Origin of the sequence: Streptomyces viridochromogenes, from assembly GCF_001270495.1 — a bacterium.
Taxonomy (GTDB): domain Bacteria; phylum Actinomycetota; class Actinomycetes; order Streptomycetales; family Streptomycetaceae; genus Streptomyces; species Streptomyces viridochromogenes_A.
Map to the genome: position 1 here is coordinate 92639 of NZ_LGUR01000173.1, position 18350 is coordinate 110988.

Sequence of the window (18350 nt, forward strand, 5' to 3'; positions counted from 1 at the left end):
GTGAAACAACTTCGAAAGCGCCACCGTTCCAACACACTTGACTGTTTCTCAGATAAGTATGGATAAGGGCTGATGCTGCTCATCCCATTAGTCCAGGAATCCGGTTGAAACAGAGCCCCTCTCCTCTTTTCTTCGAAAGGGCAGCCTCGGTCATGCGCGTTGCGCCGCACATCCTGCATGTCGCCCAGCCCGTCGAGGCCGGTGTCGCGCGGGTCGTGACGGACCTGGTGGCGGCGCAACTCGCCGCCGGGCTGCGGGTGTCCGCGGCCTGTCCGGAGGGCGGCACGCTGGCGGACGGTCTGCGAGCGCTGGGCTGCACGGTGGCCCCCTGGGACGTGACCCGCGCACCGGGGCCCCGACTCCCCGGCGAGGTACGGCAGTTGGCGCGCGTGGTGCGCGGCGTACGACCCGACCTGGTGCACGCGCACAGCGCGAAGGCAGGGCTCGCGGCCCGGCTCGCGGTGCGCGGCGGCCTGCCGACCGTCTTCCAGCCGCACGCCTGGTCGTTCGAGGCCGCGGACGGAGCCGTCGCGCGGCTGGCGCTGGGCTGGGAGCGGTTCGGGGCCCGGTGGGCGGCGCGCGTGCTGTGCGTGAGCGAGGCCGAGCGGCGTACCGGGGTGCGGGCCGGCATCGACGCCGAGTGGCGTGTGGTCCCCAACGGTGTCGACACCCGCAGGTTCCGGCCGGAGGGAGAGCGCGCGCCGGCCGGGGCGGGCCCACTCGTCGTGTGCGTGGGCCGGCTCTGCCGCCAGAAGGGGCAGGACGTGCTCCTGGCGGCCTGGCCCGAGGTGGTGCGGCAGGTGGCGGGCGCGCGGCTGGTGCTGGTCGGTGACGGTCCGGACGCGGGACGACTGCGCTCGGGTGCGCCCGCGTCGGTGGAGTTCGTCGGTACGACCGCCGACACCGCGCCCTGGTACCGGGCGGCGGACGTCGTGGTGCTGCCGTCCCGCTGGGAGGGCATGGCGCTCGCCCCGCTGGAGGCCATGGCGTGCGCCCGGCCGGTCGTCGTCACGGACGTGGACGGGGCGGGCGAGAGCCTTCCGGCCGGCCATCCGCCGTCCTGCCTGGTGCCGTCGGAGGACCCCGGCGCACTGGCCCGGGCGCTGACGACGCTGCTGCTCGACGAGCCGCTGCGCGCGGCGCTGGGCGCCCAGGGCCGCGCGCATGTGCTCGTCGCCCACGATCCGCGGCGTGCCGCGGACGCGGTGACCGGCGTCTACCGCGAGTTGCTCGGCCTCGCTACCACGCGGGTCGTCGGACCGAACGGGGGCAGGAAGTGCATCACCACATGACCGCGGAGAGCACCGTCGCCTCGCCCGGCCAGCAGCGGACGTCGCAGGACGCCGCCTCCGTTCTCGGCCCGCGCGGCACCGCCGCCGGGCGCCGGACGGGCGGCGGGCGGGGATCGCGTCGTCCGCGGCCCGCGGTCCGGGCGTCGCTGTGGCTCGTCGACGGCGGCGCCGCGCTGCCGGCCGTGCTGGTCCTGCCCGTGCCGCACCGGTCCTCGCTGGTCATCGTGCTGCTCGCGCTCGGTGTGATCGGGATGAACCGCCGGGCCATGCTGTACGACGCCTTTGTCGTCCCCGGCGTACTCGACGAACTTCCCGCCGTCTGCGGGCGGATCGCCGTCGGCTGGGCGGCTGTCGTGCTGCTCTCCCCGCTGCGGTCGCTCCCGCCGGCCGTGCTGGTCGCCGCGGTCGCCGTGCACTGCCTGGCGGCCTGCGCGGGCCGCGAGGCGGTGCACGGGCTTCGGCGCCGGGGACTGCGGCGCCGGCCCTGTCCGGCCCTGGTGGTCGGTCCCGTCGCGGTGGCCCGGCGGGTCTCGGCCGCGCTGCTGCGCCAACCGGGCTGCGGCGTACGGCCGGTGGGCCTCGTGGCGGACGACCCGGACGTCCTCGGCGACGCCGACGACCAGCTCGGGCTGCCGGTGCTCACCACGGCGCAGGACGCGCGTCGGGCGGTGATCCAGAACGGTGTGGGGACGGTCCTCGTCGTGGGGGCCGCCACCCGGGTGGAGAAGGCCGCCGTGCTGCGGGGGCTGGCCGCGTACGGGTGTGCGCTGTGGGAGCTGGACGCGGATCCGCCGTCGTACGGCCTCGGCGGGCGCCGCCACGAGGTGGGGCAACTGGCCGGGTTCTCACGGAGGTTGCTCGGTGCCGGGGGCGGACGGCATCACGGGAGCGTGGGCAAGCGGGCGCTCGACGTGGTGCTCTCTGGTTCGCTGCTGGTGCTGGCCGGGCCGGTGCTGCTGGTGTGCGCGCTGGTGCTGCGGGTCATGGACGGGCCGGGCGTGGTGTTCCGGCAGGAGCGCATCGGCAAGGACGGGCGGCCGTTCACGATGCTGAAGCTGCGCACCCACCGGCCGGCCAGCGACCATGAGGCGGCGACCCGCTGGAGCGTGGCGAACGAGCAGGACATGAGCCCCTTCTGCCACTTCCTGCGCCGCACCTCGCTGGACGAGCTGCTTCAGCTGTGGAACGTCTTCCGCGGGGACATGAGCCTGGTCGGCCCGCGGCCCGAACGGCCGTATTTCGTCGCGAAGTTCAGCCAGGCGCACCCGGGCTATCCGGCGCGCCACCGGATGCGGACCGGGATCACCGGGCTCGCCCAGATCCAGGGGCTGCGCGGCGACACCTCGATCGAGGACCGGTGCCGCTACGACAACGCCTACATCGACAACTGGTCGCTGTGGCAGGACGTCTGCATCCTGCTGCGTACGGCGGCCCAGTTCGTCCGGCCGACGGGGAGCTGAGCGCCGATGAACACGTCCCCGGCGGTCTCCGCTCCGGTCGTCCGGCCGCGTCCGGTCCTGCCGCGCCCGCTGCGCCGGGCCGGCTCCGCCCTGTCGGTCCCGTCCCTCCTGTCCGTGCTGCCGATCGTGGCGGTCGTCGTCCTGCTGGGGCTGCCGGTCACGCCGGGCAGCGCCGCCACACCCGCCGACGCCGCCTCGGGGCTGGTCGTACTGTGCGCGGTCGTCCAGACCGTGCGGGGGGCGCGGCGCCCGCTGCCGCGGACGGCGGCGGTCGTGTTCGGGCTGCCCGTGGTGGGCGTCGCGGTCGCCGCGGCGGGGGCGCTGACCACCAGCGACGCGCTCGGAGGGCTGGCCCGCTATCTGCAGGTGTTCGTGCTCGTCCCGGTCGCGGTGCTGCTGCTGGTGCGCGACCGGCGGGGCGCCCGGCTGGTGCTGTGGTCCCTGGTCGGCCTCGCCCTGTGGCAGGGGGCCATCGGCGTGCACCAGAACCTCACCGGGACCGGCGCCCTGTATCAGGGGGCCGACATCCGGGCGGTGGGCACGTTCGGCCCGTCCGACGTGATGGGGATGGCGACCGTCGTGGCGTCCGGAGTGGTGGTCGCGACCGGTCTCGCCCTCGGCACGCGGGCGCGGCGGCTGGGGGCACCCCCGCCCGAAGGGTGGGGGAGGGTCGTGGCGGCCGGGTGTGCGCTGGCGCTGCTCGTGCCGCTCGCGTTGTCCTTCAGCCGGGGTGCCTGGATCGCCACGGCGTTCGCCTGCGGGGTGCAGCTGCTGCTGGCCGGGGTGCGGCGGGCGGCGAAGGTCTTCGCGGCGGCGGTCGCGGCCGCGGTGGTGCTGGTGGGCGGACTCGGCGTGGGCGCGGCGGTGCTGGAGGAGCGGCTGACCAGCATCACCCAGGTCGCCGACGCACCGGACCAGTCGGTCGTCGACCGCTACACCATGTGGGCCGCGGCGGCCGACATGTGGCGCGGGCAGCCGCTGACGGGCGTGGGCCTGAAGGCATTTCCCGCACACCGGGACGGCCATGCCTCGCTCGCGCTGTCGTCGGGCAGCGACACGGCCGGAGCCGGCCAGTCCTTCCGGCGCCAGCCCCTGCTCTCCCCGCACAACATGTACCTGCTGATCCTCAGCGAGCAGGGCCTGCTGGGCCTGGTCACGGTCGCGGGCAGCTGGTTCGCCCTGCTGGTGTGCGCGCTGCGCCGGCTGCGGCGGAGCGGACGCCAGGTCCGGGACTGCGCGCTCCCGGCGTGCGGGCTACTGCTGTGGCAGCTCGTCAACTTCCTGTACGCCGACATCGGCGGGCCCTCCACCACTCTGGCGGCGATCTGCTTCGGCCTGGCCGCCTGGTGGGCGCTGGCCCGCGACGCGGCTACGGCGCCGACCACGAAACCGGGTTCGCGATGAGCCCCCGCCCGGCCACGACCGGGACGGCTCCCGAGCCCCCGCCCGGCCTGGCCGGCCTGCCACGGCGCCGTACCGGCGGTGGGCGATCCGCCGCCGGAAGCGGTCCCTCGCGGCGGTTCCTCGCCAGGGCGACGTTGCTCTCCGCCGCGCTGTCGATGGCCGGGGCGGTGCTCGGGCTCGGGCGGGACCAGACGCTCGCGCACCTCTTCGGGGCCGGGGTGGACAGCGACGCGTTTCTGGTGGCCTGGACGTTGCCCGAGATGGCGTCGACGCTGCTCATCGAGGACGGGATGGCGTTCCTGCTCGTGCCCGCGTTCAGTGTGGCGCTGGCTCGGCGGGCGCGCGGGACCACCGGCCCCGACCCGGTGCGCGGCCTGGTCGCCGCCTCGCTGCCACGGCTGTGCCTCGTCCTCGCCGGTACGGCCGCCGTGCTCGCGGCGACGGCGCCGTCGCTGGTCTCCGTGCTCGCGCCCGGCCTGCCCGACCCGTCCCTCGCCGTGTCCTGCACCCGGCTGACCGCGACCTGCGTGCTGAGCTTCGGGCTGGCCGGGTACTTCAGCGCGGCGCTGCGGGCCCACCGGAACTATCTCGCGCCGGGGGCGATCTACATCGCCTACAACATCGCGATCATCGCGACGATGTTCGTCCTCGCCGGACGCTGGGGGGTACGGGCCGCCGCCCTCGGTGTCGCGCTCGGCGGGTGCGTCATGGCCGCCGTACAGGCGCCGTCCGTGTGGCGGCGGATCACGAAGGGCCAGGACCCCGGTGGTTTCGCGACCGCGTCCGCGGACGACGGTACCGACGGCCCGCCCCTCGCGCCGGCCCTCGTCTGCGCGGTCCTGCTCTTCACCCTGTGCCGGCAGTCGCAGGTCCTCATCGAGCGCTACTTCGCCTCCGGGCTGCCCGCCGGCGCCATCTCGCACCTCAACTACGCCCAGAAGGTCGCCCAGTTGCCGATGTCGCTGTCGATGATGGTGTGCGTCGTCACCTTCCCGGTGATGGCGCGGGCCATCGCCGAGGGCGACCTGCGACGGGCCCGGGACCGGGTCGAGCGGGACCTCGCGCTGATGGGCTGCCTCGTCCTGCTCGGTGCCGCCATGGTCGTGGCCTGCGCACCGCAGATCGTCCAACTCCTGTTCCAGCGCGGCGCGTTCACGGCACAGGACACCGCCGCGACCGCCGCCGTGATGCGGGTGTACGCGGTCGGGCTGCTCGGGCACACCCTGGTGGGGGCGCTGGTGCGGTCGTACTTCTCGACCGGCCGCACCACCTGGTTCCCGCTGGGCGCGATGGTCCTGGGCGCACTCGTCACCGTCGTCGTCAGTGCCTGGGCCGTCGATCCGTGGGGTGCGCCCGGCCTCGCCGCGGCCAACGCGGCCGGCATCACCCTCACGGCGCTGCTCCTGCTGCACGGGCTGGGGCCGCGGCGCGTACCGGGCACCGTGCCCGTGTGCGTCCGACGGGTGGTCGCCGAACTGTCCCGAACGGTGCGCGCGGCCGTGTGCGCCGCCGGAGCCGGGCTGCTCTGCGCGGGACTGTTCGACTCCCCCGCGGCCGCCGTCGCCGTCGGCTGCACCGGCGTGGCCGCCGTCTTCCTGCTGCTGGTCTGGCTCCTCGACGCGGCCGACGCCCGGTCGCTCCTGCTTCCCGTCACGCACTCCGTCCGTAGCTCCCTCACCCGAAGGCTTCGCCATGGTCGCTGACATCACCGCCGCGCCGCACGCGGCCGAACCCGATCCCGAGCCGGCCGCGGGGCGACGCCCGAGACGGGGTCCGGCCGCCTGGGTGGCGATGTACCACTCCGTCTCGGACTGCCGGGACGACCCGTACAACGTCACCGTCACGCCCGCGCGCCTGAACCGGCAACTCGCCTGGCTGGCCGAGCGCGGACTGCGCGGGGTGAGCATGCGGGAGCTGCTCGCGGCGCGCCTGCGGGGCGCCGAGCGTGGCCTGGTCGGGCTCACCTTCGACGACGGGTACACCGACTTCGTCACCACCGCGGTGCCCGTGCTGCACCGCTGGGGTTTCTCGGCCACGGTGTTCGTCCTGCCCGGGCGGCTCGGCGGCGAGAACTCCTGGGAGCCGACCGGCCCGCGCAAGCCGCTGTTCGACGTGGAGGACATCCACCGCGCCGCGGACGCGGGGATGGAGATCGCCTCGCACGGCCTGACCCACCTCGACCTGACCACGGCCACGGACCGGGTGCTGCACACCGAGGTCAACGAGAGCCGGCAGCGGCTCGCCGCCCTCACCGGCGGCGACGTCGACGGCTTCTGCTACCCGTACGGCTGTCTCGACCAGCGTGTCGTCGACGCCGTGCGCCTAGCCGGTTACCGCTACGCCTGCTCGATCGGCCCCGGCCCGGCCGGCTCCGGCGACTTCGCGCTGCCCCGCATCCACCTCGGGGAGGCGGACGGCTCGCTGCGGCTGGAGCTGAAGCGCCGCCTGGCCCGGGTCTACGGCCGTGCCCTGGAGGCCGTGTGAGGGCCCTGCACATCATCACCGGCCTCGGCGTCGGCGGCGCGGAACAGCAGCTGCGGCTGCTGCTGCGGCACCTCCCCGCGCAGTGCGACGTGGTGACGCTGACCAACCCCGGCTCGGTCGCCGCGGGTCTGGCCGCCGACGGTGTGCGCGTCGCCCACCTCGGGATGAACGGCAACCGCGACGTCGACGCGCTGCCCCGCCTCTCCCGGCTGATCCGGGCCGGCCGCTACGACCTGGTGCACACCCACCTGTACCGGGCCTGTCTGTACGGCCGGATCGCGGCGCGGCTCGCGGGAGTCGCGGCCGTCGTCGCCACCGAGCACTCGATCGGGGACAGCCGGCTGGAGGGCCGGCCGCTGACCGCGGGCGTCCGCGCGCTGTACCTGGCCGGCGAGCGCCTCGGCCGCGCCACGGTCGCCGTCTCGCCGACGGTGGCCCAACGGCTGCGGCACTGGGGCGTGCCCGGGCCGCGCATCCGGGTCATCCCGAACGGTATCGACGCGCCCCTGTTCCGCTTCGACGAGGTGCGCCGCAAGGAGGCCCGGGCGTTCCACGGGCTGCCGGAGGACGCCTATGTGGTCGGCGGGGTGGGACGCCTCGCCCCGGGCAAGCGCTTCGACCTGCTCGTCCGGGCACTGCACCAACTGCCCGACGGCGTAAGGCTGTTGCTGGTGGGCACCGGCCCCGAGGAGGCGGCGCTGCGGCGCACCGCCCACCGGCTGGGGGTCGCGGACCGGGTGGTGCTGACGGGCGAGCGCCCGTATCTGCCCGGCCCCGGCGACGACGCCCCCGGCCTGGCCGCCCTGCTGTCCGCGATGGACGTGCTCGCCTCGCCGTCGCCGGAGGAGTCCTTCGGCCTGGCGGTGGTGGAGGCGCTGGCGGCCGGGCTGCCCGTGCTGTACGCGAGTTGCCCCGCCGTCGACGACCTGCCGCCGGACGCGGTCCCCGGGGCCCGGCGGGTCAGGGGCGGGGCCGAGTCGTACGCGCGGGAACTGCTGCGGCTGCGGGCGGTGGGACCGGCCGAGCGGACCGTCCCGGACGTCGTACACCGCTACGACATCGCGGGCACCGCCCGGCAGCTGATGGATCTGTACACGGCCGCTCTGTCCGGCTCGAACCTGGAAGTGAGTTCCTCATGACAGACAACCCCACTGAGGGTGCACGGGTGGCCGACCGTACGCGCGCACGCGTGACGCGGCTGGCCTCGTGGTGGTGGCTGCCGGCCGCCGCGCTGGTCGGTGCCGTGGCCGGTGGCGCCTACGGCCAGCTGAGGCCGCCGCAGTACACGGCGACCAGTTCCGTCGTCGCCGTACCGAACGGCGGAACCGAGGCCGACTGCACCGACGCGCTCGGCTTCGCGCAGGCGTACGGCCGGGTGGCCACGCAGCTCGCGGTGCTCGGGGACGCGCAGGTGTGGGCGGGCGTGCCGGTCTCGACGCTGCGCGAGAGCGTGGAGGTGGCGACGTCGCCGGACGCGCCGATGGTCGCGGTCTCGGCGACCTCGTCGAAGCCCTCCCAGGCCGTCGACATCGCCAACGCCGTGTCCCGCGCGCTGATCACGGAGGCGGAGCACACCAGGGAACGCACCGGCATCCGGCTGGAGCGCCTCTCCCGTGCCCTGAAGCCCACCGAGCCGTCGTCCGCGTCCCCGGCGCTGACCTCGCTCGTGGGCGCGAGCGCCGGCGGTCTGCTGGGCGGTCTCGCGCTGCTGGCCAGGCCGCGGCGGACCGGGGACGACGACGAGGACGAGCAGAGCCGCGCCTCGGTCCCCGGTCCGGCCGGCGCCGCCGACGCCCGCGGGACGCTTGGGTGAGCGCGTACGGGCGGGCGCTGTCGGTGGAGGTGTGCACCGACGAGCGCGCCTTCGCGGAGCTGGCCCCGGAATGGGCACGCCTGCACGGTGCGTGCCCGTCCGCGACGGCGTTCCAGAGCCATCCCTGGCTGCACTCGTGGTGGCAGTCGTACGGCAGGCGGGGCCGGCTGCGGCTCGTCCTGGTGCGCCGGCGCGGTGAACTGGTGGCGGCGGCACCGCTGATGCGGGTGCACCGCCCGCTCCCGGCGCTGGTGCCGATCGGCGGGGCCATCACCGACATCTGCGATGTGCTCATCGACGAGGAGGTGGCCGCGCAGGGCGCCGGGGCACTGGCGGACGGCCTGGCCGAGCTGGCGCGCACCTCCCTGGTCGACTTCCGTGAGGTGCGGCCGGGCGGCGCGATGGAGCGGGTCTATCTGTGCTGGCGCGGCCCGCGGCACCGGCTGCCCGACTCGGTGTGCCTGGAGTTGCCCGCCGCACCCATGGACGAGTTGGTCGCGCGGCTGTCGTCGCGGCACGCCCAGCGGGTCCGCAACAAGGTGAACCGGCTCGCGCGGCTCGGCGTCGAGTGGCGCGTGGTGCATGCCGACGAGACCGAGGCCGCGCTGCGCCGGCTCCTCGCGCTGCACCGGCTCCAATGGGAGGGCAGGACGATGTCGTCGGAGCACGCCCGGCCGCGGTTCCTGGAACACCTGGTCCGGTCGGCGGCGCCCATGACCCGGTCCGGCCAGGCGGCGGTGATGGAGTTCGTGCTCGACGGGGCGGTGGTGGCGGTCAATCTGAATCTGCTGTCAGGAGGCCCGGGAGGGCTGGCGGGCACGTATCTGTACGGCTTTCATCCGCGGTTGCGGGAGCGGAAGGTGGACGTGGCGGCGATGCTGCTGCACGCGTCCACCGAGCACCTGATGTCCGGCGCCCGGCACCGGGTGCTGAGCCTGCTGCGCGGCGACGAGCCGTACAAGTACCGCTGGCATCCCGAGAAGGTCGTCAACCAGCGTCTGCTGCTGGCCCGCCGCCGCACCGCACCACTGCTGGCGGCCGCCGTCACGGAGGCGACGGCGCGACAACGGGCCAAGCAGGTTCTGCGCCGCATCCCCACTCCCGGTTCTGGTTCCGATTCCGGTTCGGGTTCCGGTTCCGGTTCTTCCGATTCCGGTTCCGAGGATCAGCGGTAGCGCTCCGGTTTGGGTGCGCCGGGTCATCATGGATATCGACGGAGTGCCGGTCGGCGCAGGATGAATCCGCACGGCGCTTGTGTTGAACTGCGCAACTCAATCCGTACGCGACGACAGGGTGACCACGATGCCTCTTGAGGGAGAGTACGAGCCGAGTCCGGCGCAGTGGATACGCGAACAGGTCGAGCTGTACGAGAGTTCGGGCGGAACGCAGGGGACGACGCTCTGGGACACGGGCCTGCCCGTCGTCATTCTCACGACGCGCGGCGCGAAGAGCGGCAAGATCCGCAAGATCCCGCTGATGCGCGTGGAGCACGAGGGGCGGTACGCGGCCGTGGCCTCGAAGGCCGGCTTCCCGCGTCACCCGCTCTGGTACTTCAACGTCAGGTCCGACCCGCACGTGGAGCTCCAGGACGGATCCGTACGCCAGGACATGACGGCACGTGAGATCACCGGAGACGAGAAGGCCGAGTGGTGGGAGCGCGCGGTCGCCGCGTATCCGCCGTATGCCGAATACCAGGAGAAGACCGACCGCGTGATCCCCGTCTTCGTACTGGAGCCCGCGTCCGCGGCAGGGACGGGAGCTCACGGGGCATCGCCCCGGGCCCGCTGATCACCGGTCATCAGCGTCCGGTCCCGCGCCGTACAGCGCCTCGATCTCCGCCGCGTACGCCACCGTCACCGCGTGCCGTTTCACCTTCAGGGACGGGGTGAGCAGGCCGTTGTCCTCGGTGAACTCGCCCTCGACCAGCGCGAACCTGCGGATCGACTCGGCGCGGGAGACGGCCTCGTTGGCGTGGTCGACGGCCTTCTGGACGTCGGCGCGCATGCGGGGGTCCTGAATCAGCTCGGAGAGTGGGGTGTCGGCGGGCATCTTGCGTACGGCCAGCCAGTGCGCCACGGCCTCCGGGTCGAGGGTGATGACGGCTGCGATGAACGGGCGGTTGTCGCCGACGACGAGGCACTGGCCTATCGGGGGGCGGCTGCGGAGGCGGTCTTCCAGGACGGCCGGGGAGACGTTCTTGCCGCCGGAGGTGACGAGGATGTCCTTCTTGCGGCCGGTGATGGTGAGGTAGCCGTCCTCGTCGAGGCAGCCGAGGTCGCCGGTGGCGAACCAGTCGTCCTGGAGTACGGCGTCGGTGGCGGCCGGGTTGTTCCAGTAGGCGCCGAAGACTATGCCGCCCTTGATGAGGACCTCGCCGTCGTCGGCGATGCGGACCGCGGTGCCGGGGACGGGCTGGCCGACCGTGCCCGGGCGGGGTTTCAGGGGCGGGACGATGGTGGCGGCGGCCGTCGTCTCGGTCAGGCCGTAGCCCTCGTAGACGATGATGCCGGCGGCGTAGAAGAACAGGTTGAGGTCGCGGTCGAGGGGGGAGCCGCCGCTGATGGCGTAGCGCATGCGGCCGCCGAGTTCCTTGCGGACGCGGCGGTAGACCAGGAGGTCGTACAGGGCCCAGGCGGCGTAGAGGCCGGGGGTGGGGCCCTTGCCGGTGCCGAGGAACTTGTTCAGGTAGGACTCACCGAAGCGGACGGCGATGCGGTCGGCGCGGTCGAAGGAGGCGCCGCGGCCCATCTTCTCGGCCGTCGCCCTTCCGGTGTCGTGGATCTTCTCGAAGAGGTAGGGGACGCCGACCAGGAAGGTGGGGCGGAACTCCTTGAGGGCCGGGCGGAGTTCGTCGGGCTTGATGCTCGGACAGTGGCCGATCTCTATGCGGGCCATCAGGCAGGCGATCTGGAGGGTGCGGCCGAGGATGTGGGCGAGGGGGAGGAAGAGGAGGGTCGAGGCGGTCTGGTGGGTGACCTCCTTGAAGATGGGGTGCAGGAGTTCGACGGTGTTGGCCGCCTCGGCGTACAGGTTGGCGTGGGTGAGGACGCAGCCCTTCGGTCTGCCGGTGGTGCCGGACGTGTAGCAGACGGTCGCGACGGTGTCGGGGGTGACGGCCGTGCGGCGTTTGGTGATCTCCTCGTCGGGGACGTCGCGGCCGAGGGTGGTGAGGTCGGCGATCGCGCCTGCCGTCAACTCCCATATCCGGGGGGCGTGTTCATGGGCGGCCGTGCCCACGATGGCCGTGGCGGTGTTCTCGGCGTTCTCGGTGACGATGTGGCGGGCGCCGGAGTCGCGGACGATCCACTCCACCTGGTCGGCGGAGGAGGTGGCGTAGACGGGGACGGTCTGGCCTCCGGCGGCCCAGATGGCGAAGTCCAGGACCGCCCACTCGTAGCGGGTGCGGGACATCACGGCGACCCGGCCGCCCGGTTCGAGGCCGGCGGCGATCAACCCCTTGGCGACGGCGGCGACCTGGTCGGCGAAGGCTGCGGTGGTCACGGGGTGCCAGGTGCCGGCCTGTTCACGGCGGAGGGCCACCGCGTCGGGGGCCTCGGCCGCGTTGGTGAAGGGCAGGTCGGCGATGCTGCCGGTGGTGGCGGGCGGGGCGAGGGGTGGGGTGCGGGCCTCGCGGACCACGCCGACGGCGTCCTTGACGACCTCGACCCTGGTGCGGTCCATCAGGTCGGTGCGCTGCTTCGCCCGCTTCAGATCCTTGCGTACGCCCATGGTGACTCCCGGGTACCAGTCGTACTTACCGGGGAGTCAACTTACTCGCGCGTAAGGAAAGGTCAATGGTTCACGCAAAGTGCGGGCGGGGTGCACCGGAAGGAGTGTGTGCTCTGTACGTTGCTGTACGACCACCTCCCCCACGGAAGGAACCCCCGTGCACTCCCGACGTCTCCGGTCCGCCCTGGTCGCCGTCTGCGCCGCCGCGGCCGTGTCCCTCGCCGGCGCCGCACCCGCCGCCGCACACTCCGCGACGCCCCCGGCGACGCACGCTTCGACTCCCGTTCGGGCGGCCTCCGTCTCCCCCGGACTCACCCCGCTGACCGACCTCTTCGCGGAGCGGCTCCTGCTCGCCGACAAGGTCGCCGCCGCCAAGTACGGCACCGACAAACCGATCGACGACCCGGTGCGCGAGCGGCAGATCCTGGACGACGTCGCCGTACGGGCGGCCGGGCTGGGCCTCGATCCTGACGGGGTGAAGGCCGTCTTCCGGGACCAGATCGAGGCCAACAAGCTGGTGCAGCGCGGGCTGTACGCACGCTGGGACGCGCACCCCGAGGAGCGGCCCACCGAGCGTCCTGACCTGGTCAAGGAGGTCCGGCCGCAACTCGACCGCATCACCACGGAGTTGCTGGACGCGTTGCGGGACACCCGGCGGCCACGGACGTCGCCGGCGTGCGAGCCGCGGCTGGTGGTGGCCGCCGTCCGGTCCGCGTACGGCCATGAGCTGGACGCGCTGCATGTCGAGGGCCTCGTACGGGCGCTGCCCTCCGTCTGCGCGGACTCCTGAGGCGCCGTTCCGGTCGCACCGCCGCCTCAGTCCATCAGCCGCTCCGCCCGGCCGACGGCCTCCGCCAGCTGCCGTACGTCCTCGTCCTCCGTCTCCTTCGCCAGGTCCTCGGCGTGGTCCGCGAGGCCCTGGAGGGACGGGGCGGCGGGGAGGGAGCTCCAGCGGGAGTCGCCGTCACGGAGGGCGTCGGCGAAGTAGGCGGCGGTCGCCGTCACCTGGAACCTCGCGGACGCGTCGTCCAGGGAGTCGTGCAGGGAGCCGGTCTCCAGCTGGCCCGACTTCTCGTGCGGGGCGCGGGTCTTCGGGTCGAGCCAGCGGACGCTCGCCGTGGCGAGGTGGCCTTCGGTGCCGGGCCTCGTGCGGACGGCGTAGAGGGCGGTGACCGTGTGGCCGGGGCCGATCTCGCCGCCGTCGACGCTGTCGTCGCGGAAGTCGTCGTCGGCGACCTGACGGTTGTCGTAGCCGAGGAGACGGAACTCCTTGACCGTCTGGGGGTCGAAGGCGACCTGGGCCTTGGCGTCGCGGGCGGTCAGGTCGATGTTCTGAGGGAGTCGGCGGCTGAAGAGCCGGTGGGCGTCCCGCTCGTTGGAGACGTACGTCGTGTGGCCGTCGCCCTTGTCGGCCAGGCGTTCCATCAGGGCGTCGCCGTAGTCGCTGCCGACGCCGACACCGAAGAGGGTGATGCCGTGTTCGCGGCGCTCGGACGCGATGCGTTCGAGGATGGTGTCGGCGTCCGTGTCGCCCGTGTTGGCCAGGGCGTCGGAGATGAGGACGACACGGTTGGTGGCGCCTTGGCGCAGGCCCTCGACGGCTGTCTCGTAGCCGGTCTCCATGCCCGCGCCCAGGTTGGTGGAGTCGGTGGGCTCCAGGTTGTCGATGGCGTCGTGGATCTCGTCCCGGTTGCCGTCCAGGCGGGTCATCGGCAGGACCGTCTCGGCCTCGTCGCTGAAGGTGACGAGGGCGACCGAGTCGTCGTCGCGGAGTTGGTCCGTCATGTGCCCGAGGGAGTCCTGGGCCAGGTCCAGGCGGCCCGGTTCGGCCATGGAGCCGGAGATGTCGATGACGAAGGTGAGGGCGGCGGGCGGGCGTTCGTCGGGGTCGGGGGCGGGGCGGGTGGCCAGGCCCACGCGGACCAGGGACCAGTCCTCGCGTTCGGTGCGGGCGCCGTCGACGGTCACCGTGAAGCCGTTGCCGCCCGGGCGGTCGTAGTCCTGGCGGAAGCTGTTGACGAACTCCTCGGGGCGGACCGTCGCCGGGTCGGGCAGGCGGCCCTCGGCGAGGGTGCGGCGGGCGTAGCCGTAGGGAGCGGGGGCGACGTCGAGGGGGAAGGGGGGGAGGGAGGCGGGGGCGGGGGGGGAAACGCGGGGGGCCTCTCCTAGTCGGGGTCGGGGGCGAAATCGCGGGAGTCCTCTCCCTCTCCCTCGCCTTCGCGTTGGTCGCCCTGACCGCCCTGGCTGTACGCGGGGGCCGGGAAGCCGCCCCCGCTGTTGCCGCCTCCCTTGTTGCCCTCCGCCGCACGGCCCCCGCGGTCGCTGCTGTCGCCCGCGCCGCAGCCGGTGAGCAGCAGCCCGACCGCGGTGGTGAGTGCCAGCAGTGTCTTGTTCAGCCGTCGTGTGTGGTACCGCTCCATCGGCCGTTCCCCCTTGGTCCGTTGACGTCGACTTCTGTGACTGTGACGGGCCGGGGGGCCGGAACGTGCGTTACGGAGGGTTGCGGATGCGTCTCGAAGAGGGCACGAGAGCTGCCTGCCGAGACCGGTGGGTGATCTTCCGGTGACCTACGACACCACGTCCTTGCGGGCGAAACCGCGGAAGGCCAGCGCGAACAGCACCAGGGCGTACGTTACCGACAGGGACGTGCCCTGGATCATGTCGGACCAGTCGAGCTGGGGCCGTACGGCGTCGAGCCAGGCGTACTGCCAGTGCGCGGGCAGGAAGTCGCGCCAGTCGCCGAGGGCCGTCACCTCGTCGAGGACGTTGCCGATGATGGTCAGGCCGACCGCGCCGCCGACCGCGCCCAGCGGCGCGTCCGTCCGCGTGGACAGCCAGAACGCCAGGGCTGCGGTGACGAGTTGGGAGATGAAGATGTACGCCACCGTGATCAGCAGACGCTGGGCCGCGGTTCCGGGGGCCAGCGAGTCGCCGGTGGGGAGCTGGAGCGGGCCCCAGCCGTAGGCCGCCGTGCCGACCGCGAGGGCCACCAGCGGGAGCAGGATCATCGCGGCCAGGCTGAGGGTGAGGCCGACGACCAGCTTGGACCACAGCAGGCGGGCCCGGGGCACGGGCGCGGCCAGCAGATAGCGCAGGGAGGACCAGCTGGCCTCCGAGGCGACCGTGTCCCCGCAGAAGAGGGCGACGGGGACGACGAGCAGGAAGCCCGCGGAGGCGAACAGGTTGACCGCGGCGAAGTTCGCCCCGGACAGCGTGGCCGTGTCCATCAGACCGGCCTGGTTGTTGCCCGATCCCGGACCGCCGCCCACCTGGAAGGCGATCAGCAGGACGAACGGCAGGGCGAACAGGATGCCGCCCATGACCAGGGTGCGGCGCCGCTTCAGCTGCCGGACCAGTTCGACCCGGATCGGCAGCGTGCGGCCCGCGCGGTAGCCGTCGGCGACCTCCGCGCGCTCGGTCGTCGTGCTGCTCATGCGGAGTCTCCGATCAGGGTGAGGAAGGCGTCTTCGAGGCGGCGGTGCGGGCCCACCGACTCGACGGGCACTTCCAGCCGGACGAGTTCGGCGACCAGGCGCCGTGCGCTGCCGTCCGCGTCGAGCCGTACGACGAGACCGTCGTCGGCGCGCACCGCCGAGGCCACGCCCGGCAGGGCGGCGACCTTCTCGACGACGGGCTCGTCCACGGGTTCCGCGGTGCCCACGAGGAGGGTGTCGCCGGAGCCGATGATCTCGCTGACGGGGCCCGCCTGGACGAGTTGGCCGTGGTCCATCACCACGAGGTGGGTGCAGGTCTGCTCGACCTCCGCCAGCAGGTGGCTGGAGACGATGACCGTGCGTCCGGCCGCCGCGTACCGGATCATGACCTCGCGCATCTCGCGGATCTGTGGCGGGTCGAGGCCGTTCGTCGGCTCGTCGAGGATCAGCAGGTCCGGCAGGCCGAGCATGGCCTGGGCGATGGCGAGGCGCTGACGCATGCCCTGGGAGTAGGTGCGGACGGCTCGCGCGAGCGCGTCGCCGAGGCCCGCGATCCGCAGGGCCTCGTCGAGGTGGGCGTCCTGCGGCGGGCGGCCGGTGGCCTGCCAGTACAGTTCCAGGTTCTCGCGGCCGGACAGGTGCGGGAGGAAGCCCGCGCCCTCGACGAAGGCGCCGACGCGGGAGAGCACCGGGGCGCCCGGCGCGATCGCGTGGCCGAAGACGCGGATCTCGCCGCCGTCCGGCTTGATCAGGCCCATCAGCATGCGCAGGGTCGTCGTCTTGCCCGCGCCGTTCGGTCCGAGCAGGCCGAGCACCTGGCCCTTCTCCACCCGGAAGGACAGGTCCTTGACGGCGTAACGGTCGGCGGACTTGGCGTAGCGCTTGCTCAAGTCGGTGATCTGGAGCGGCACTTCGGCCAGTGCGGGGTCGGGGGCGGCCGGTGCCGTGGTGCGGCGCCGTCCGGTCGCCAGCAGGGCGAGCGCGATCACCCCGCCGGTCAGGGGCAGCCACCACACCCAGGCGGGCAGCGACGCGGGCGAGTTCGTGTCACCGAGCGCCGAGGGGACCTTGAGGTCGCCCTTCAGGGAGACGGTGTACGTCGCCGGGGCCGCCGGGGAGGCGTAGCCGAGGTCCGTGGAGGCGAGGACCAGCCGCAGGCGGTGGCCGTCGTCGACCTCGTGGTCGATCGCGGGCAGGGTGATCTTGACGTCCTTGCCGGCCTTCGCGCCCTCGACCCGGAGGGGCTCGACGAGCTGCGAGGGCAGCACCTGACTGGCCTGACCGCCCGGGCCGACGTCGTACAGCTTGGCGAAGAGCACCGCGTCGTCGCTCGTGGACTTCACGTGGACGGTGGCCGTCGGCGACCCGGTGATCTGCAGGTCCTCCCGGACGGGCGCCGACTCGAAGGCGGCGAACTGGCCCGGGAAGTCGAGGGACACCCCGATGCCGAGCGAGGACAGCTGGGACAGTCCGCCGGCGCTGCCGAGTCCGGGCAGGGCCGACACGGCGGGCGGACTGGCGCCGGCCGGGTTCTCGAAGCTCTGCTCCCGCCCGGTGAGGGCGATCGAGCGCGGGCCGCTCTCCAGGCCGGGGTACTTGTCCGCGCTCACCCCGCTCAGCCGGGGCTCGCCGTCTCCGCTGCCGTTGCCGAGGGTGCGGGTGACGCGGAACTCGGGGCCGGTGTCGGCGCTCTTGTCGTTCTTGAGGTAGCGGTCGAACCAGGTCCGTACCCGCTCCTGGATCCGGCCCGTCTCCATGTCGCCGCCGTCGTGGCCGCCCGCGATCCAGTCGACGTCGACGGGTGCGCCGTTGGCGCGGATCGCCTTCGCGGCGGCGTCGGCCTGGTCCAGCGGGAAGAGGGAGTCGGTCTGGCCCTGCATCAGCAGGGTGGGGACCTTGATGCGGTCGCCGACGGCGGACGGCGAGCGCTCCTGAAGCATCCGCTCGGCCTGCGCGTCCGGAGTGCCGGACTCCGCGACCCGCTCGTACATCTCGCAGATCTGCTTCTCGAACTTCTCGCAGCCGCCGGCCGAGTTGACGAAGATGCCCGCCCAGAGCTTCTTGAAGACGCCGTTCGGGAACAGGGCGTCCGAGAGGTTCCAGTACGTGATCGCCGGTGCGATGGCGTCCACCCGGTCGTCGTACCCGGCGGCGAGCAGGGAGATCGCGCCTCCGTAGGAGCCGCCCGCCATGCCCACGCGCGGGTCGCCGGCCTTGTCGAGCTCCACCTGGGGCTGCTTCGCCAGCCAGTCGAGCAGCTTGGAGACGTCGGCGACCTCGCCCTTCGGGTCGTTCAGCCCGACCTTGCCGGTCGACTTGCCGAAGCTGCGGGCCGACCAGGTCAGAACGGCGTACCCGTCCCGGGCGAGGTCCTCGGCCTGCTGCCGTACGTCGTCCTTGCTGCCGCCGAAGCCGTGCGCGAGGAGGACGGCGGGACGGCGGCCGCTCCCGGCGGTCGTGAAGTACGAGGTGTCGATCCGCACCCCGTCGCCCATGTCCATGACGCGGTCGGCGTGCCGTACCGCCGGCGCGTCGTCCGAGGCGGCGGCGGTCCATGTCCCGGCACCGGCGAGGACGATGACGGAGGCCACGCCGGCGATCCACCGGCGCGGCCTCCGTACGCGCCCCCGCAGTGCGGGCAGTCGAAGATCCATGGTTCAACGGTACGGGGCCAACCTGTCGGTCAGTTATCGACCGAGGGCTGAATCGCGGGCCCTTCCAGGGGGGTACAGGG

The 18350-nt window shown here is 73.2% G+C and carries 13 protein-coding genes and 1 pseudogene; 10 read left to right on the forward strand and 4 right to left on the reverse strand.

Features of this window, described 5'->3' with window-relative positions:
- Nucleotides 1–152: 152 nt before the first annotated feature.
- The 9 genes from ADK36_RS17565 to ADK36_RS17605 all read left to right on the forward strand — a co-directional run bounded on the left by ADK36_RS17565 (nt 153) and on the right by ADK36_RS17605 (nt 10241).
- Nucleotides 153–1292 carry a glycosyltransferase gene (locus ADK36_RS17565; RefSeq protein WP_048584934.1) on the forward strand — a complete coding sequence of 380 codons (1140 nt, stop codon included), beginning with the start codon at nt 153–155 and terminating at the stop codon, nt 1290–1292.
- Nucleotides 1289–2752: a sugar transferase gene (locus tag ADK36_RS17570; RefSeq protein ID WP_048584935.1), complete on the forward strand. Its 1464-nt coding sequence runs from the start codon at nt 1289–1291 to the stop codon at nt 2750–2752. The genes ADK36_RS17565 and ADK36_RS17570 overlap by 4 nt, the downstream gene beginning before the upstream one ends.
- 6 nt (nt 2753–2758) lie before the next feature.
- Nucleotides 2759–4156: an O-antigen ligase family protein gene (locus ADK36_RS17575; protein ID WP_078916539.1), complete on the forward strand. Its 1398-nt coding sequence runs from the start codon at nt 2759–2761 to the stop codon at nt 4154–4156.
- The gene (gene murJ, locus ADK36_RS17580; protein ID WP_048584951.1) at nt 4153–5859 is read left to right on the forward strand and encodes a murein biosynthesis integral membrane protein MurJ; all 1707 of its coding nucleotides are present in this window, start codon (nt 4153–4155) and stop codon (nt 5857–5859) included. The genes ADK36_RS17575 and murJ overlap by 4 nt, the downstream gene beginning before the upstream one ends.
- The gene (locus ADK36_RS17585; RefSeq protein ID WP_053198205.1) at nt 5849–6640 is read left to right on the forward strand and encodes a polysaccharide deacetylase family protein; all 792 of its coding nucleotides are present in this window, start codon (nt 5849–5851) and stop codon (nt 6638–6640) included. The genes murJ and ADK36_RS17585 overlap by 11 nt, the downstream gene beginning before the upstream one ends.
- Nucleotides 6637–7779 (forward strand): glycosyltransferase, encoded by a 1143-nt coding sequence (locus ADK36_RS17590; RefSeq protein ID WP_048584937.1) that lies wholly within the window; start codon nt 6637–6639, stop codon nt 7777–7779. The genes ADK36_RS17585 and ADK36_RS17590 overlap by 4 nt, the downstream gene beginning before the upstream one ends.
- Nucleotides 7776–8453: a lipopolysaccharide biosynthesis protein gene (locus ADK36_RS17595; protein ID WP_053198208.1), complete on the forward strand. Its 678-nt coding sequence runs from the start codon at nt 7776–7778 to the stop codon at nt 8451–8453. The genes ADK36_RS17590 and ADK36_RS17595 overlap by 4 nt, the downstream gene beginning before the upstream one ends.
- On the forward strand, nt 8450–9628 hold the full coding sequence (locus ADK36_RS17600; protein ID WP_048584939.1) for a GNAT family N-acetyltransferase: 1179 nt from the start codon (nt 8450–8452) through the stop codon (nt 9626–9628). Before ADK36_RS17595 ends, ADK36_RS17600 begins: the two co-directional genes overlap by 4 nt.
- 127 nt (nt 9629–9755) lie before the next feature.
- A complete protein-coding gene (locus ADK36_RS17605; RefSeq protein ID WP_048584952.1) occupies nt 9756–10241 on the forward strand; it encodes a nitroreductase family deazaflavin-dependent oxidoreductase in 486 nt (161 codons plus the stop codon).
- Here the strand turns inward: ADK36_RS17605 and ADK36_RS17610 are convergent, their stop codons facing one another.
- A complete protein-coding gene (locus ADK36_RS17610) occupies nt 10242–12182 on the reverse strand; it encodes an AMP-dependent synthetase/ligase (RefSeq protein ID WP_053198210.1) in 1941 nt (646 codons plus the stop codon).
- Between the two features lie 157 nt (nt 12183–12339).
- On the opposite strand from ADK36_RS17610, the gene ADK36_RS17615 reads away from it, so the two are divergent.
- Nucleotides 12340–12972, forward strand: a complete 633-nt coding sequence (locus tag ADK36_RS17615) for a chorismate mutase (protein ID WP_048584941.1) — start codon at nt 12340–12342, stop codon at nt 12970–12972.
- A 26-nt stretch (nt 12973–12998) separates the two neighbouring features.
- On the opposite strand, the pseudogene ADK36_RS17620 reads toward ADK36_RS17615, so the two are convergent.
- The 3 genes and pseudogenes from ADK36_RS17620 to ADK36_RS17630 form a co-directional block, all read right to left on the reverse strand.
- Nucleotides 12999–14602: pseudogene (locus ADK36_RS17620) on the reverse strand (YfbK domain-containing protein).
- Between the two features lie 147 nt (nt 14603–14749).
- The gene (locus tag ADK36_RS17625; protein ID WP_048585946.1) at nt 14750–15616 is read right to left on the reverse strand and encodes an ABC transporter permease; all 867 of its coding nucleotides are present in this window, start codon (nt 15614–15616) and stop codon (nt 14750–14752) included.
- On the reverse strand, nt 15613–18270 hold the full coding sequence (locus tag ADK36_RS17630; protein WP_053198212.1) for an alpha/beta fold hydrolase: 2658 nt from the start codon (nt 18268–18270) through the stop codon (nt 15613–15615). Before ADK36_RS17630 ends, ADK36_RS17625 begins: the two co-directional genes overlap by 4 nt.
- Nucleotides 18271–18350: the final 80 nt, after the last annotated feature.

Coding starts and splice junctions, on each gene's coding strand:
- ADK36_RS17565 (WP_048584934.1), top strand. CDS start 153: ATGCGCGTTGCGCCGCACATCCTGCATGTCGCCCAGCCCGTCGAGGCC.
- ADK36_RS17570 (WP_048584935.1), top strand. CDS start 1,289: ATGACCGCGGAGAGCACCGTCGCCTCGCCCGGCCAGCAGCGGACGTCG.
- ADK36_RS17575 (WP_078916539.1), top strand. CDS start 2,759: ATGAACACGTCCCCGGCGGTCTCCGCTCCGGTCGTCCGGCCGCGTCCG.
- murJ (WP_048584951.1), top strand. CDS start 4,153: ATGAGCCCCCGCCCGGCCACGACCGGGACGGCTCCCGAGCCCCCGCCC.
- ADK36_RS17585 (WP_053198205.1), top strand. CDS start 5,849: ATGGTCGCTGACATCACCGCCGCGCCGCACGCGGCCGAACCCGATCCC.
- ADK36_RS17595 (WP_053198208.1), top strand. CDS start 7,776: ATGACAGACAACCCCACTGAGGGTGCACGGGTGGCCGACCGTACGCGC.
- ADK36_RS17605 (WP_048584952.1), top strand. CDS start 9,756: ATGCCTCTTGAGGGAGAGTACGAGCCGAGTCCGGCGCAGTGGATACGC.
- ADK36_RS17610 (WP_053198210.1), bottom strand. CDS start 12,182: ATGGGCGTACGCAAGGATCTGAAGCGGGCGAAGCAGCGCACCGACCTG.
- ADK36_RS17625 (WP_048585946.1), bottom strand. CDS start 15,616: ATGAGCAGCACGACGACCGAGCGCGCGGAGGTCGCCGACGGCTACCGC.
- ADK36_RS17630 (WP_053198212.1), bottom strand. CDS start 18,270: ATGGATCTTCGACTGCCCGCACTGCGGGGGCGCGTACGGAGGCCGCGC.